At 48.5% G+C, this 14,179-nt stretch carries 11 protein-coding genes and 1 pseudogene; 7 read left to right on the top strand and 5 right to left on the bottom strand.

Translation table 11 applies throughout. The annotated features are described in order from the left end of the window. Positions 1-157 precede the first annotated feature (157 nt). From INT12_RS32060 to INT12_RS21310, 4 genes are all read right to left on the bottom strand, one after another. Positions 158-649, bottom strand: coding sequence for a DUF2326 domain-containing protein (locus INT12_RS32060; protein ID WP_413469020.1), 492 nt, complete (start codon positions 647-649; stop codon positions 158-160). Positions 650-1,859: 1,210 nt separating this feature from the next. After that, positions 1,860-2,063, bottom strand: a complete 204-nt coding sequence (locus tag INT12_RS32055; protein ID WP_413469019.1) for an ABC-three component system middle component 8 — start codon at positions 2,061-2,063, stop codon at positions 1,860-1,862. Further along, complete coding sequence (locus tag INT12_RS21315; RefSeq protein WP_024645031.1) at positions 2,056-3,003, bottom strand: ABC-three component system protein; 948 nt, start codon at positions 3,001-3,003, stop codon at positions 2,056-2,058. Before INT12_RS21315 ends, INT12_RS32055 begins: the two co-directional genes overlap by 8 nt. Before the next feature lie 28 nt (positions 3,004-3,031). After that, positions 3,032-4,834 (bottom strand): hypothetical protein, encoded by a 1,803-nt coding sequence (locus INT12_RS21310; RefSeq protein ID WP_193058998.1) that lies wholly within the window; start codon positions 4,832-4,834, stop codon positions 3,032-3,034. A 481-nt stretch (positions 4,835-5,315) separates the two neighbouring features. Between INT12_RS21310 and INT12_RS21305 the strand changes: the two genes are divergently transcribed. The 5 genes from INT12_RS21305 (at position 5,316) to INT12_RS21285 (ending at position 10,639) form a co-directional block, all read left to right on the top strand. Further along, on the top strand, positions 5,316-5,483 hold the full coding sequence (locus tag INT12_RS21305) for a YhfG family protein (RefSeq protein WP_090234743.1): 168 nt from the start codon (positions 5,316-5,318) through the stop codon (positions 5,481-5,483). Next, positions 5,480-6,103 carry a Fic/DOC family protein gene (locus INT12_RS21300; RefSeq protein WP_193041097.1) on the top strand — a complete coding sequence of 208 codons (624 nt, stop codon included), beginning with the start codon at positions 5,480-5,482 and terminating at the stop codon, positions 6,101-6,103. The genes INT12_RS21305 and INT12_RS21300 overlap by 4 nt, the downstream gene beginning before the upstream one ends. Before the next feature lie 544 nt (positions 6,104-6,647). Next, positions 6,648-7,148 carry a sigma-70 family RNA polymerase sigma factor gene (locus INT12_RS21295; protein WP_046385023.1) on the top strand — a complete coding sequence of 167 codons (501 nt, stop codon included), beginning with the start codon at positions 6,648-6,650 and terminating at the stop codon, positions 7,146-7,148. Then, a complete protein-coding gene (locus INT12_RS21290; protein ID WP_046385024.1) occupies positions 7,148-8,095 on the top strand; it encodes a FecR domain-containing protein in 948 nt (315 codons plus the stop codon). Before INT12_RS21295 ends, INT12_RS21290 begins: the two co-directional genes overlap by 1 nt. 111 nt (positions 8,096-8,206) lie before the next feature. Continuing rightward, on the top strand, positions 8,207-10,639 hold the full coding sequence (locus INT12_RS21285; protein WP_193041098.1) for a TonB-dependent siderophore receptor: 2,433 nt from the start codon (positions 8,207-8,209) through the stop codon (positions 10,637-10,639). 97 nt (positions 10,640-10,736) lie between these two features. On the opposite strand, the pseudogene INT12_RS21280 reads toward INT12_RS21285, so the two are convergent. Continuing rightward, a pseudogene (locus INT12_RS21280) lies at positions 10,737-10,856 on the bottom strand (3-oxoacyl-ACP reductase); the annotation flags it as partial. Positions 10,857-11,353: 497 nt separating this feature from the next. On the opposite strand from INT12_RS21280, the gene INT12_RS21275 reads away from it, so the two are divergent. Beyond that, on the top strand, positions 11,354-12,118 hold the full coding sequence (locus INT12_RS21275; protein ID WP_193041225.1) for an FRG domain-containing protein: 765 nt from the start codon (positions 11,354-11,356) through the stop codon (positions 12,116-12,118). A gap of 15 nt (positions 12,119-12,133) precedes the next feature. Then, entirely contained in the window at positions 12,134-13,192 is a 1,059-nt protein-coding gene (locus tag INT12_RS21270; protein ID WP_193058997.1) for a DUF262 domain-containing protein, read from the top strand. Positions 13,193-14,179 lie beyond the last annotated feature (987 nt).

Here is a 14,179-nt window from a genome sequence, read left to right as displayed (position 1 = left end):
ACAAACAGCCGGTTCCCATTACTATTACCTTCTAACCTCGAGGCTGATAGTTCGTCGACTAGGAAAAAAATGGGTCTTAAACACTACCCCCCCTGACAGAAAAAATTATCGCATCAATGACCTTAATGGCCATAATACAAAAAAACTCTAACTCAAACTACCAAGTAGGTATATTAAACAATCTGCCAGAACTACCTTCGTCATGTAGCACGCGGGCTAGTTCATACTCCGAGAATACAACTCCATCTGGCACGTCGGAGTCGATTGTAGTCAAAATATACTGAATCCCAGAGAGACTAGATGCTGTTCGGACGTACTCAATAAACTCAATTTTCTTTCTATCGTCAAGTGTCTCCAACCCACCATCATGATATAAGAACCGCACAAATTCCATTTTTGAATACGCCATTGCGACAGCGATATCAAAGCCTATACACAGCATTTTTCTGTAGCTATGCCCATCACTCTCTCCAGTTATTCGTCCTAGACCATTTAAAAGACCAGCCGAATATTCCAAATTCCCTTCAGCATTTTGCTCAGTTATTAATACTCCGTCCTTATTTAATACTTCCGTTACAAAGTTCGCAAAATGCTCTTTGATCCCTTTATAGATTCCATCATTCGACCGGATGACCGAATCGCGATTCATCCTAATCTTCTCTACAACCTCATCTTTTTCTCGAATAAGCTTTCTACAATCAGCCTCCATACTTTTCACAGAAGAGTTCACTTCCAACCTTCGATTCAGCTCATAAATGTAGGACTTCTGTTCAGAAAGAAGATCTGACACTTCTTGATACTTTAAAAAAACATCTTGCGAGCGTAGATACCCCAATTTCTTTGAGCGTTCTTCACTAAGCTCAGAAATAGAGCTAGCTATTTCAACAAGTTCGCTTTCCAGCTCCCCTATTTGCTGAAAAATAAACCCTTGACGCTCAATAGTTATTTTACGATTAAACTCTACCAGCTCCCCAAATGTTCGCTTAAGCTGACCATCAAATATAACACCCGACTCCTCGAAAAGCTGAGACAAACTGTCCAACTCGATTTTAACATCGCTCGACGCCAAGGACTTATTGAGTTTCTTTAACCGTGCAGAAAGATAGTATCTTAAATTATTAAGATCACTTATCTGTGAATTTATACCATCCGCGAGTTCTTCAATATAAAGCACATCAGTGCTATCAAAATTAAAATTCTCCAACTGCCATTCCAAATCAGAAACTTGATTCTTTTTCACGTCAAGCAGGTTCAATATCGTTTCTTCTTGATCGCCTGCAGTCAAGCCTATAGCGGATTTTAGCTTAGCGATTTCCTCCCGCAGAGCCTCAACCTCGCTCTTTAGCAAGTAATTTCTCTTCAACGAATGCGAGTCAAATCCCAGAAGGTGTCCAACATATGGTTTCCAATAGACATGTTGCCCTCTATGCTTATCCAATTGAAAAACATCCGTGTAATCATCCTGACCTCTTAGACAGTAAGCGATAGCATCACGATAACTCCATGGATCAATAACCAAGAGATTAAGGTAGGAGTCAAGAACAAGGCGTGCTTTGTCGATTGCAAGATCACTATAATCCCAGAGCGCATCTTCTAAACCTCGAAAGCATTGTTTAGCTTTTGAGTGTTTCCTTAAAAAAATTCGAGTGTTTTTTGATACTCCGCGTTTTACAGTTAAAAACTCACCGGAGTTCAGCTTAAGCTCAATGTAAAATTCATATTTTTCAAACACAGGAAAAAAATCAAACAAGAAGAAAGTCTTGTGCCGCCCTTTCAACAAACAAAAATCAATAAGTTCTGCCAGTTTGCTTTTACCTAAATTATGGGCATCTGTCGATTTCAAGGTCTTATTAAAAACCCTACTTACGGTGATAATCAACCAACCCCAAAAGAAAAAGCAACTGCAAGCTCGGTTTAAATAAAATATTTGCCCTAGCATCGTAAGAATTAAGCTTTTCCAGCAAATCAGAATAGCTCTCAAATTTAGACTTCTTAATGGAGCCCAATAAAAAACCAGACACTGCCAGAACAGTGAGATCGGGATGAGAGTTCTTATTAGGCATTAGCAACATCATCATCTCCAATGTCGCAATGATAATACATATAATACATCATAGATCTGGTTAACTGTTTGTTCCCTTTTAGTTCAACATCCCGTTCCAACAGCAGTTCGATCAACTTCTCTAGCACAACATCAAAACTCTGACCAGGGATTCGAAGAGCGATAATTTTCGCAGCCAGTTCTTCTGATACGCCTAAGTATAGCCTCTGCAAATCATCGTTTTCAGGCATCGCGAGGAAGTCCTGGATGAGATACATGTCTTCAATTTTTCTTTTTATGAGCTTAGAATATTGATCAGAAAGACTATTTATCTCATTCTTTCTTTCAAAATCAGTTCTAAATATTCGGGTAGATATGTCGCGTTTAGTTATACCTCCTAAGCCATTACTAAGCCCTACTATAATACTAGCTAGGTCATCTGGCTCTATGTTCAAAGGCATCTCGAATGGGTTTAAACCGACAGCAGCTGGAATGTCGGGGTAGAATTTCAAATAATTTTCAAAACTCTCGATACCAACCAATCCAATATTCTGTTTGTCGAGGCCAGTCTCAAAAGAGATAAAGTTCTTGATGGCCTCATTCGCATTGCCTGGAAGCTTTCTATTTGAAAAAAGCAAATAATTACTTAAACCATCGTTATCGATCAGTCCCTTAATCTTTAAAATCTCACCATTGACAGCCGACGAGGCGACCCCAAAGAAGTCAGGGTCTGAAAATTTCTTATTGTATGCCAGCGTATGTTTTGCTTGAATCACAGTTAAACCGCTCCACGGCTTTGATCTGCTTGGAAACAATTCTGCTTCTCCGTGAAAACGGGAATCGCGCCCACCATCTGGCCCATCAGAAAATGTTTCAGTGCCCAAACCTAACAGCCGATAACAAACGTGAATTACCAGAGTCTCAAATTGCGTCGGGGATAATTCACTATACTGATATTTCATACCTGCATCCCTCTCAGATATTTTTATTTCATGGATTACATAGAATATGAGGTTGAACACCATATTCCTTACAAGCACCAATGAAAGTATTGATCAGCCAGATCAACTGAATATAATGCGGCCGACACGTCCCTGTTTGCGCCAACTCATTAAATTGAGTTTCCAATACACTCTTTTTTAAAAATGGTGTTGCCAACACTATTTTTCTCACTGAGTTTTGATTGGATGTAATCGCGTTTAATGCGTTTTCAATATCTGTCCAATTTTTTCCGCCTCTGACTCTAGTGATTTGAGTGTTTTCGTAGAAACCTGCCCAATCACGATCATGTTTTTCTCTAAATTCAATAGTATCAGCGAATGTGCGTCCAATATTTTTTAGGCCTTGAGCAACCACTTCATGAAAGCTACTTGCACCGTAACTTTCACCTTTAACAAATTTTGAATGTATGAACGATATCGCCGGAGGATTAGCATTGGGTTCAAAGAAAATATGGTCAGCCCATTCGTCATTCATATCGTCGCATACAGTGACCCCATCAGGCAGGCATACTAAATCTTCAACCTTCCGAAACAACGATAACTCAGGAAATTTATCGATACCTGGTGGATACCTTCTATCCTCATTCTTTTCCTTTTCACTACGAACTCCAGAAAAATCGTAGTTAGGATTAAAAATAGATAAGACCGCCGGCAAATTATTTAATAATTTCTTGTCTTCGAAACAGTCTCTTCCGAAGTAGGCATACTTCGGAGTATTAAACATGATCGAAAACGGCTTGTGGGTATTGATATATTTCGTCAATGACATGCACTGTTCATTTTCAATATACAGCAAAATATTATCTGTGATTTTTGATTTGAATGAAGCCACCCGCTTTTGCAAAGTTACAGCGCCTGAAACTTCTTTCCCTTTAAAAACCATCGTCCCTCCCGCCACAACCTTAGCCGGCGTTTTGAAACAATCGAATAGACGCTTCATTTGAAGCGGGGACATCGCCTCCTCACCTCCACCGCGTAAAACCTTTATTTCCGATGCGGAGTTTCCGGACCTGATTAGCTCATCTAATTCGTCAAGATTAATAAAGAATGCGATAGGCTCGAAACCTTTTTGGACAATTTCCTCAAGCGTAATAGGTGAGGCAAAGCCATTAATGAACTCGCTTTTGTTTGCAAGATTTTTAATTTCCTGCACCGTGGCCATTACCCACCTTACGACTTCATTTAAATTAGATCGTTTATCTCTCAGGGTTACTCTAGACGCGTTAGGTGTCAAAGTAATCGTATCCCCTTGCACCTTTATTCTAAAACTTTGTGGTATAGAACGGCTTGATGAGTTTGACGAAAGTATTCCATTTAGCCGTCGGGCTTCATACGCTCGGCTTCTAATGACAGCATCCGAAATCGCCATGTTACTCATTGTAACTTTTTCATACTCCGGGTCGTTTCGCCCTTGGAAATTTGTAAATTTCTCATACTCGAACTCATCTAAGAACTCGGAAAACTTCTTCTCCAGCGAGGAAACATGCTTCTTTATTATAGCTACAGCTGAATCGTACTCTACGATTAAGGCAAACGCGTACTTCTCCTCACGAATATCGGTTTGATCCAAAAATGAGGGTTCACTAACAATTTTATAGGCGACTGCAGAACACAAAATAACTTCTTGATTAACAACCAGTTCTTCCTTGATAATTCTTATTAAGAACCCACCGATTTTCTCAGAAGAGATATCTTTAAATACTTCAGATATTTTCTTTTTGGTTATTTTTTTCTTAATTTTATAGAACTGTGCGCTTGTCCCAAGATAAACATTCGTGAAATCCAGCTGCATACTTCCTTGTTAGTCGCAAGGGCACGATCATACCAAATGGCCTTGTGCCAGCCTAGAAATCTCGAGCAGAAATAAGACAACGCTTCCAGCGCGAATCTGGAAGACTGAAATTACATTATTTTAGGAAGCGTTATCCGGGCATTAAGGATGTTAATTATCCTATAGGAGCAATCCCGATTCGATTCCACTGAAGGCCATAACTAGCTGATTTATTTATAGTTACTGGTCGGGGTACGCCAAATTTTCCACCGACGTCTAAACCCGCAGGAAACCTGGCCTCGCCAAAAGCTACCGTTCGTCTGGTGCCGCACCATATTAAAAAGCCTCGCAGCGATGCGAGGCTTTTTTTTGCCTGACGAAATGTCCTTCCAGCCCGGCCTTCGGTGGGAGCATCTCCCAAGGCGACGAGTAGCGCTGATGCAGAGCCAAACAGCTAGTTGAATAAGCTATACTCTCGGGCACACATCCGTGGAGAGCAGACGTGGAAAAGCTGAGTTTTCAAGCCAAAAAAGCCTACTTCGCCAAACACCGTAAATCCAACTTCGCGGCCAGCTTGCGCCTCGAGGGTTTTACGACCTCTCCAAATGACGATCACAAGCTTCCCACTCGCGAAGCTGCGCTCATGGCCGTTCGGCAAATCAAAGCTTGAGTAGTAATGACAAATACGGGGTCGGTCAGGATCCCTACTGTTACCGGGGAACAGGTACCCTCAAAAACCTACTTGATTTGCATGATGAGGACGACCTCAACGAGGCCGAACGCTATCTCACCGAAGCTGCCGCAGAGCGGCTTGAGTTCATAGAGCCGCCATACAGCCTGGATACTCTGAAACAAATTCATCGTACCCTATTCTCGGCTATCTATAGTTGGGCCGGCGAGATCCGGACGGTAAAGATCAGCAAAGGTGGAAATCAGTTCTGCGTCCCTGACCGCATAGAGCCGGAAGCCGCCAGAGAATTCCGAAAAGTCGAGTCCAACGGCTGGTTTGAAGGCTATTCACGCGACTTACTGCTCAAAGCCGTCGCCGAGTCCTACAGTACGTTGAACGTCGCACATCCCTTCCGAGAAGGTAACGGACGAGCCCAGCGGATGCTGTTCGAATGGATCATCATCAACGCGGGTTACGAGATCAATTGGTGGGAAGTCGACAAACAAGAATGGATTAAAGCGAATCATCAGTCATTTCATGGCGACGATGGCCCGCTGATCCAGATATTTGATCGTTGCATTGGTCTGCCGATCATGGAAGACAATGCAGACGACGCCTGATGGGGAGTGAACAAGCCCCATGAAAAAAGACAGGACAGCGTTTCCCCCGGCGACCAGCTATACAAGCGCTACACACTTTTGTGACAGATAAAGAAAAGGGCCACCATTGCCGGCAGCCCTTGAAAGTACGCTTGATATTCATATACACACCCTCAAGCAGGGGTGTGGGGGTCTCACCCTACGCTGATGATCCAACCATCGACGGGGTTCCTACGCCAGTTATAGCCGCTGGATGGCAACCGGTTTCGCGCTCACGGCTAAATTAGGAAAATAGGGGTCAGAGCATGTTTTCAATAATGGTGGTCTGACCCCTGTTTCCCTGAAGTCTGAGTGTGTATTCAGCTCTTCTTGAGTCATTCAGGCCAGCGCCCACCGATGAGGCTGGGGAATAAGGGTCTGACCCCGTTTTTACGTGGAGTGCCTGTCCGCGATATCAGGTTTTCCACGGACTTCATTCAGTGGGTGCTATGGGAAGTCCCTTGCATTAAAATCCCTCCATCACGATAATGAGATCGATTACCATTTATACCTCGGTGTCTCTCTCATGTCGGCGCTTGATCATTCGGCTCTTCATCGGTTGTACAGCGAACACAACAGTTGGCTGAAAGGCTGGTTGCGTGTGCGTTTGGGCAACGCCGCCGATGCTTCGGACCTGGCCCAGGACACGTTCCTGCGGGTGATGACGGCGCGCAATGACGCGCCCATCCGCGAACCCCGTGGTTATCTGAGCGCCATCGCCCGTTCGCTGCTGATCGATAAATCCCGTCGCCGCGCCATTGAGCAGGCTTACTTGTATGCGTTGGCCCAGCGGCCGGAACCGGTGGATGTTTCGCCGGAAATTCGCTTGTCCATCATCGAGATGCTGATGGCGGTCGATAGCCTGCTAGATGAGCTGGGCCAGCGCACGCGGGAGATTTTCCTGGCGGTGCAGCTCGAAGGGCTGAGCTACGTGGCGGCGGCCGAGCGGTTCGGCGTGTCGGTGACCACGGTGAAGAATCATCTGATTCGCGCCATGACCCAATGCCTGTTGCTGGTGGATAACTGATGTCCTCGCCCCTGACCCTGGAGACGCTGGAAGCGGCCGCCACGTGGTACGTCCAGCTCAATGACGGTGCAGCCAGCGAAGCGCGCACGCAGGCGTGGCAGGCGTGGATGCAATCCAGTCCTGAACATGCGGCCGCTTGGTCGCGGGTTGAAAAACTTCAGCAGCAGTGGGCGATGATGCCGCAGCAGGCGGCGTTGTCCGGCCTGGGTGCAGCGCAAGCGCAACGCCGTGACGTACTGAAAATGCTCGGTATGCTGATGGCCGTTGGCGGCGGTTCATGGCTGGCCGTTGAGCAGGTGCCGTACCGCTCGATGCTGGCGCAACAGCGCACGGGCATCCGGGAACGCCGCTCGCTGCGCCTGGACGATGGCTCGCAACTGGAACTGAACGCCGACACCGCACTGGACATCCATTTCGACTCCAGACAGCGGCTGATCCAGCTACTCCGTGGCGAAATTATTGTGCAGACCGCCAAGGATCCCGCCCAGCGCCCCTTCATGGTTCAGACCGCGCAAGGGGGCGTGCGCGCGCTCGGCACCCGGTTCAGTGTGCGACAACTGCCCGAGCAAACGCGGGTCGGTGTGCTAGAGGCGGCGGTTGAAGTCAGCCCGCAGCGGCATGCCGATCACGCGCTGCGCCTGGAAACCGGCCAGCAGGTCACGTTCGATCGTGATCGGGTGGGCAGCGCCCGCCCCCTGCCAGCGGGTTCGACCGCCTGGGTGCAGGGAATGCTGAGCGTGGACGACTGGCGTCTAGGGGACTTCATCGAGGAGTTGGGGCGCTATCGCCCGGGCGTGTTGCGCTGTGCCGCAGAGGTTCAGGGGTTGAGCATTTCGGGCGCCTTCCGCATCGATGATACGGATACAGTGCTGGAAAACCTGGGCAAATCCTTGCCGGTAAAAGTGCGTTACCTGACGCGTTACTGGGCCAGCATTGAACCGGTGTGAACCTGCGTCGCAGAATCTTAACCGTAAACCTTGCTGATTTAGATTCTCATCCGTCAATGACATAAGCCGCGATATAGCGGGTTTCTGCCATGACAACGGAAGGATCACTGAATGCCCCCGCTTCCCCTCAAAACCCCGACGCTGCTGACGCGCGCCGTTCGCCTGGCCGTACTGGGCGCTTCCCTCGCCAGCCTGTCTGGCCTGGCGCTAATGCCGGTTCAGGTCATGGCTCAAAGCCTAAGCGCTTACCAGATCGCCCCCGGGCCGTTGGGTACCGCCCTGGCCCAGTTTGGTGTGCAAGCGGGGGTTACTATTTCGTTCGACACCGAGCAGGCTCGTCATCTCACAACGGCCGGGCTCAAAGGCTCATATAGCATCGAGGATGGGCTGTCGCGCCTGCTCGCCAACAGTGGACTGCAAGCGCAACGTCAGAGCAATGGCGGGTACGTTCTGGTCGCGAACAGCACCGACGATGCCCTGGAACTGGGGGCCACGCAGGTCACTACCAACCAGTTGGGAACCGTGACCGAAGGCACTGGCTCTTACACGCCAGGAACCATCGCTACGGCTACCCGCATGGTGCTGACCCCGCGTGAAACACCTCAGTCAATCAGCGTCATCACCCGTCAGCACATGGACGATTTCGCGCTTAACTCCATCGATGACGTGATGCGCCATACCCCAGGCATTACCCTGTCGACCCTGGACAGCGAGCGCACCAACTATTTCTCACGAGGGTTCTCGGTCGAGAACTTCCAATACGACGGCATCCCTACCTTGCGTAACTCGGCCTATTCATCCGGGCAAACCCTCAGTGACATGGCGATCTACGACCGCGTGGAAATCCTCAAGGGGGCAAGTGGCCTGTTAACGGGGGCCGGGGCGCCTGGGGCCACCATTAACCTAATCCGCAAAAAGCCTACCCGTGAGTTCAAAGGCAGTGTGGAACTGGGTGTGGGGAGCTGGGACAACTACCGTTCCCAGGTCGACGTCAGCGGGCCGCTGACCGACAGCGGCAACGTGCGCGGCCGCGCCGTGGCGGCTTACCAGGACAAGAATTCGTTCGTGGACCGCTATGAGCGCAAGACCAATGTGTACTTCGGTACCCTGGAAACAGACCTCGACGAAGACACTCTACTGACCGTGGGCTTCGACTACCAGAACAGCGACCCTCAAGGTTCTGGCTGGTCGGGTAGCCGTCCCCTGTTCGACCGCAGCGGTAACCGCATCGATGTAAAGCGCTCGTTCAACAACGGCGCCAAGTGGAGCAGTTGGGAGCAATACACCCAGAGCGTGTTCTCCACTCTGGAACACAATTTCGAGAACGGTTGGGTCGTGAAGGGCCAATATACCCACCAGTTCACTGGATATGACGCACCGATGGGTGCGATCCAACTGGGCCCATTCACTGCAAGCGGTCTGTCGACGCTCTATGCGAACAAATTCACCGGCCATACCCGTGCCGATTCTGGCGACATCTACGCCAGTGGCCCATTCAGCCTGGGCGGCCGTGAACACGAATTGGTGATTGGTGCCTCGGCCTCCAACTCCCGATGGAGGGGCAAGGACTATGGCTCCCCCATCCATGCCAACGGTCGCGTCGTCGACTTCTGGAACTTCGACGGCAACTTCGCAGAGCCGGATTGGGGCAAGCCGACCAGAATCATTGATGAAACCACTCGGCAAACCGCAGGCTACATGGCCGCGCGCTTCAACCTGACGGATGACTTGAACGTCTTCCTCGGCAGCCGCGTAGCCAACTACTGGCTGACAGGCGATAACAATTCCACTGAAACCGGCAAGGTCGTGCCCTACGCCGGCGTCACCTACGACCTGAACGACAACTTCACCGCGTATGCCAGCTACAGCGAAATCTTCATGCCGCAGGTGTATAACCGCGACAGTGAGAACAAGCTGCTTGAACCTGACGAAGGCAAGAACTACGAAATTGGTGTGAAGGGCGAGTTCTTCAACGGGGGGTTGAACACCAGCCTGGCCTACTTTGAAGTGCACGAAACCAACCGCGCAGAAGCAGATGCGCTGTACAACGCCAACCCGACCAACTCCGCCATTTCATATGCCTACAAAGGCATTACCGCCAAGACCAAAGGCTTCGAGGCCGAGCTGTCCGGCGAACTGGCCCCTGGCTGGCAGGCACAGGCTGGTTATACCCACAAAATCATCCGCGACGAGAATGGCGACAAGGTCTCGACCTGGGAACCCCAGGACCAAGTCAGCCTCTTTACCTCCTACAAACTCAAAGGGGCTCTGGACCGCCTGACCATCGGCGGCGGTGCACGCTGGCAGGGCAAGGCCTGGCAAGACGTATACAACAGTGGCAAGAGCCGTTACGAAGAGTTCTCCCAGGAAGCTTACTGGGTGGTTGACGCAATGGCCAAATACCAGATCACCGACAACGTCTCCGCGACGCTTAACGTGAACAACCTGTTCGACAAGTACTACTACACCAACATCGGCTTCTATAACACCGCCTACTACGGTGACCCCCGCAACGTAATGGTCACCACTCGCTGGGATTTCTGATTTCTGCGATCAAACCGGTTTCCTTCCTGCAGCTCATGCAACAAAGCCCTCGTATCGCTACGAGGGCTTCGTTTTTTCGCGGTGTGGAAACCCGGTCTTAGTGACCCGCGCTCTGCTCACCATCCACGTGCAGGATTTTACCGGTGACAAACTTGGCGCTGTCCAGGTAAACCACCGCCTGGGCAATGTCGCTGATCTCGCCCATGTGGCCGACCGGGTCCGGCGGCGACGTCTTCGGCGGTGAAAATAGGGGTCAGAGCATGTTTTCAATAATGGTGGTCTGACCCCTATTTCCACAAAACGAAGCCCTCGCAGAGATGCGAGGGCTTTGCTGTTTCTGGGGTTTGGTAGGGTTGGGGGTTGTCGCACATGGGCCTTGTCTTGATTGCGCTTGCTACGCGGCTTACCCATAGCCCTCCTGACTCGCTTGCTGCGTTCCTTGACCTTGTTCGTTAACCAATCAAACGACTTGATATAGATTTGTGGGGATTCCTCAGAGCCCGTCCCCTTTCCTCTCCCGCGCAGGGAAGCCCTACAAGACCCAAAGCTGGTAGTAGGCGCCCGACATTCTACGAAAAACCCAAGTTGTCGTAGACGGGGTAATGGCGTTTTGTATACTCTTGGCTCAGAGTGATAACATAATTCCGAGTGATTATTATTACTAGCACACACCTAGTGTGACTTTTTTGAAAGTAGCCCATCAATGGATGATATATGGTTCGAATAGAAGTTATAAGTAATTTAACAGAGTTCCTCAATCATATAGAAATTTCAATTGAGCAAAATCCGGGGCCTCGATGGTTTCGTGGAGCAGGGGACTACTCTCACGGACTTTCCCCATCGCTATTTCGACATCCTGATGTAAAGAATGGAAGCATAGATCCGATAGAGCTAGAGGGACGAGTTATAGCTAGACTGAAACAAACCAGTCCGCCTTTTTTGAGCGCGCCTCCGGTCACACCACTTGACTGGATGTTCATGGCCCAACATTTTGGTGTACCAACCAGGTTGCTCGACTGGTCTGAAAATCCTTTTATTGCATTATATTTTGCACTATCGAGTTCCAAAGGAAATAATACCCCATGTGTTTGGCTATTAGATCCTTTACAGTGGACGAAACAAGCGCTGAACAATATAAACCTACCTCGCATACCCGATCCAGCAGACAATGCAACTGTTAGATTTATTGAGAGCTTAACTGACGACCTCGCACCAAGGACCGATCCGATTGCGATTTATTCAAATCATACGAATCCACGAATAGTCGCTCAACGTGGGACTTTCACACTATTCGGACGGGGACTTACTGCCATGGAAAACACAACCTACGCAAAGAGTTGCATTACCTGCCTAATCGTAGCCGACCAAGTAAAACAAGAGCTATTTAAAAAAATACTATCTATCGGCTATACTCATTCGGTCATATATCCCGATTTATCGGGCTTAGGATCTGAAATAAAAACCAGCTTTGGATTTTAACTAATGAGCAAGTCTATGTTCGTTGTTCGCCCTTTTCAAGCAACTACTCTTTCATGGTGGCATTCAGAGCGAGACCAACTAGATCTATCTCCGCCATACCAACGCAGCCCCGGTGTTTGGTCTTCAACAGACAAAGCCTATTTGATTGACTCAATCATAAACGGATACGACATTCCAAAATTTTATATTGCCGACTTCAGCTACGTTAGCAGCAATTTAAATATAACTGGAAAGCCTTATGCAGTTATCGACGGACGGCAACGTTTTGAAGCGATATTTGAGTTTCTAGATGGAAAACTTAAGCTAAATAAAAACATGGTTTATCTAGGTGATGAGCCTGTAGATATTTCAGGAATGGATTATTTCAAGCTTAAAGAAAAACATTCAAAAATCGCACAGAGAGTGGAAAACTTTAACATTACCGTCATGTCGGTGATTACGAACCGAGAAGATATGATTAATGAGTTATTTGTACGCCTCAACCGCAACAAGCCATTAACTGGCGCCGAAGTCAGAAGCGCAATGACTGGAGAGGTTCCTAGGTTAATACGTGAAATTTCACAGACTAATTTTTTGACTAAATCTATTGCATTCTCTAACACTCGTAAACAAAGCGAAAACGTTGCAGCAAAACTTCTATTAATTGAGCATCGCGGCGGCTTTGTAGAAACTAAAAAAATAAACCTAGATCGTTTTGCATTGGAAGCTGCATTGACCGAAACGGAATTTTCGCTCAGTGCAGAAAGAGTTAAATCAAGCCTGACCGATGCCTTTCATATATTCAAAGAAAACGATCCTCTCCTGAAAAGCTCTGGAGTCATACCCGTTTATTATTGGCTAACGCGCAATATAGGAATAGTTAACCTTCGCGATCAAATTCTCAGTTTCGAAACTTTCAGAAATGCCAGCAAAAATCATCCCGCTGTTGTTGCATACAACAATGCAAGTCGAAGCACGAATGACCCCTTAAGCTATAAGCTTCGATATGAAATATTAAAGTCCTACATAACAAATGACGGAAACAGTCTCAAACTGGAGCAGGATATCCCAGGAATTTTAAATTTAGCGAGCTAGAGCTTTAGTTAAACACCAACATATTAAAGCCATAGAAAAAGAGGACATGTTTATTTTTCACGGTTGCAGCCATAGAAACATCAAGCTCTCCTTCATCCCGTCGCTGCCAAATCAGCGACCGGGACTGATACCCCGGCAAGATGCAGGCGCCTTTTTATGCCCGCAATTTCGTGCAATGGCGACTGTGTGTGGGAGACCTTCGGGCCTGTCGGGTTCCTGTATATCCGGTTTATCAACCTGCGCACAGCTGCCACCCATTCGCCTGATAACGAACGTGGCAGCTTTCACTTTGACATGAGCGTTTTATCCAGCCAAAAATCTGCATTTCCATTCAGCACGCCATGGCCATTCACCTCCCCAGAGGTGCCCAATGACCAATCCCCAAGACCTCAAAACCATCGGCCTCACGCCTGTCTCCATCCACTAGGACCAAGAATAATTCGGGGAAAGGACATGGTTCCTGGCTCAAATAAATATATAGACGCTAAATCAATCGTGGTCTGTCCCTGATTTTTCCCAGCAACAGCGATGCAGATGATGGTGCCGCAGCCCACGGAATGGACTGCACCTGACTGACAGTCAGGTATGCCCCGGTCATCGCATAGCTGCCTTCACCCGACTCAGGATCTCGCGGCGTTGGTTTCGTCAGCCAGCGCAACCTCCACCCGCCCACCGGCAACGGTGTCCAGGAGGCCGGATCATGAGATGCCCAAGCTCCTGGTCGTAAGGAGCCGTCAGTCCCGCGTGAGTGGACAACCCTCACAGGCCGCAGGGGCCTTGATCCCTGATAACACTCAACATTCTTGGCGGGATGACGTGGGGGGCTCAACACTTGGTCAATGAAGGGGGGGGGTGAATCGAAAGTAAGCGATCCATCACCTACACATTCAAAGCCGCCCATTGAAGCCTGATGCTGTGCTCCCGATCTCTTTACGGAGCCAGCACCTCATGATGCGTCCCGACGCCAAAGTCGAAAAAGTCTACCTC

The organism is Pseudomonas sp. K8 (assembly GCF_014889455.1).
Classification (GTDB): domain Bacteria; phylum Pseudomonadota; class Gammaproteobacteria; order Pseudomonadales; family Pseudomonadaceae; genus Aquipseudomonas; species Aquipseudomonas veronii.
The sequence above is the reverse complement of the archived record's forward strand: the minus strand, read 5'-3'. Positions and strand labels throughout refer to the sequence as shown.

Excerpts from the sequence above, each read along its gene's own strand:
- INT12_RS21290 (WP_046385024.1), top strand. The coding sequence starts at position 7,148 with ATGTCCTCGCCCCTGACCCTGGAGACGCTGGAAGCGGCCGCCACGTGG.
- INT12_RS32060 (WP_413469020.1), bottom strand. The coding sequence starts at position 649 with ATGAATCGCGATTCGGTCATCCGGTCGAATGATGGAATCTATAAAGGG.
- INT12_RS21275 (WP_193041225.1), top strand. The coding sequence starts at position 11,354 with ATGGTTCGAATAGAAGTTATAAGTAATTTAACAGAGTTCCTCAATCAT.
- INT12_RS21270 (WP_193058997.1), top strand. The coding sequence starts at position 12,134 with ATGTTCGTTGTTCGCCCTTTTCAAGCAACTACTCTTTCATGGTGGCAT.
- INT12_RS21285 (WP_193041098.1), top strand. The coding sequence starts at position 8,207 with ATGCCCCCGCTTCCCCTCAAAACCCCGACGCTGCTGACGCGCGCCGTT.
- INT12_RS21310 (WP_193058998.1), bottom strand. The coding sequence starts at position 4,834 with ATGCAGCTGGATTTCACGAATGTTTATCTTGGGACAAGCGCACAGTTC.
- INT12_RS21295 (WP_046385023.1), top strand. The coding sequence starts at position 6,648 with ATGTCGGCGCTTGATCATTCGGCTCTTCATCGGTTGTACAGCGAACAC.
- INT12_RS32055 (WP_413469019.1), bottom strand. The coding sequence starts at position 2,063 with ATGCCTAATAAGAACTCTCATCCCGATCTCACTGTTCTGGCAGTGTCT.
- INT12_RS21315 (WP_024645031.1), bottom strand. The coding sequence starts at position 3,003 with ATGAAATATCAGTATAGTGAATTATCCCCGACGCAATTTGAGACTCTG.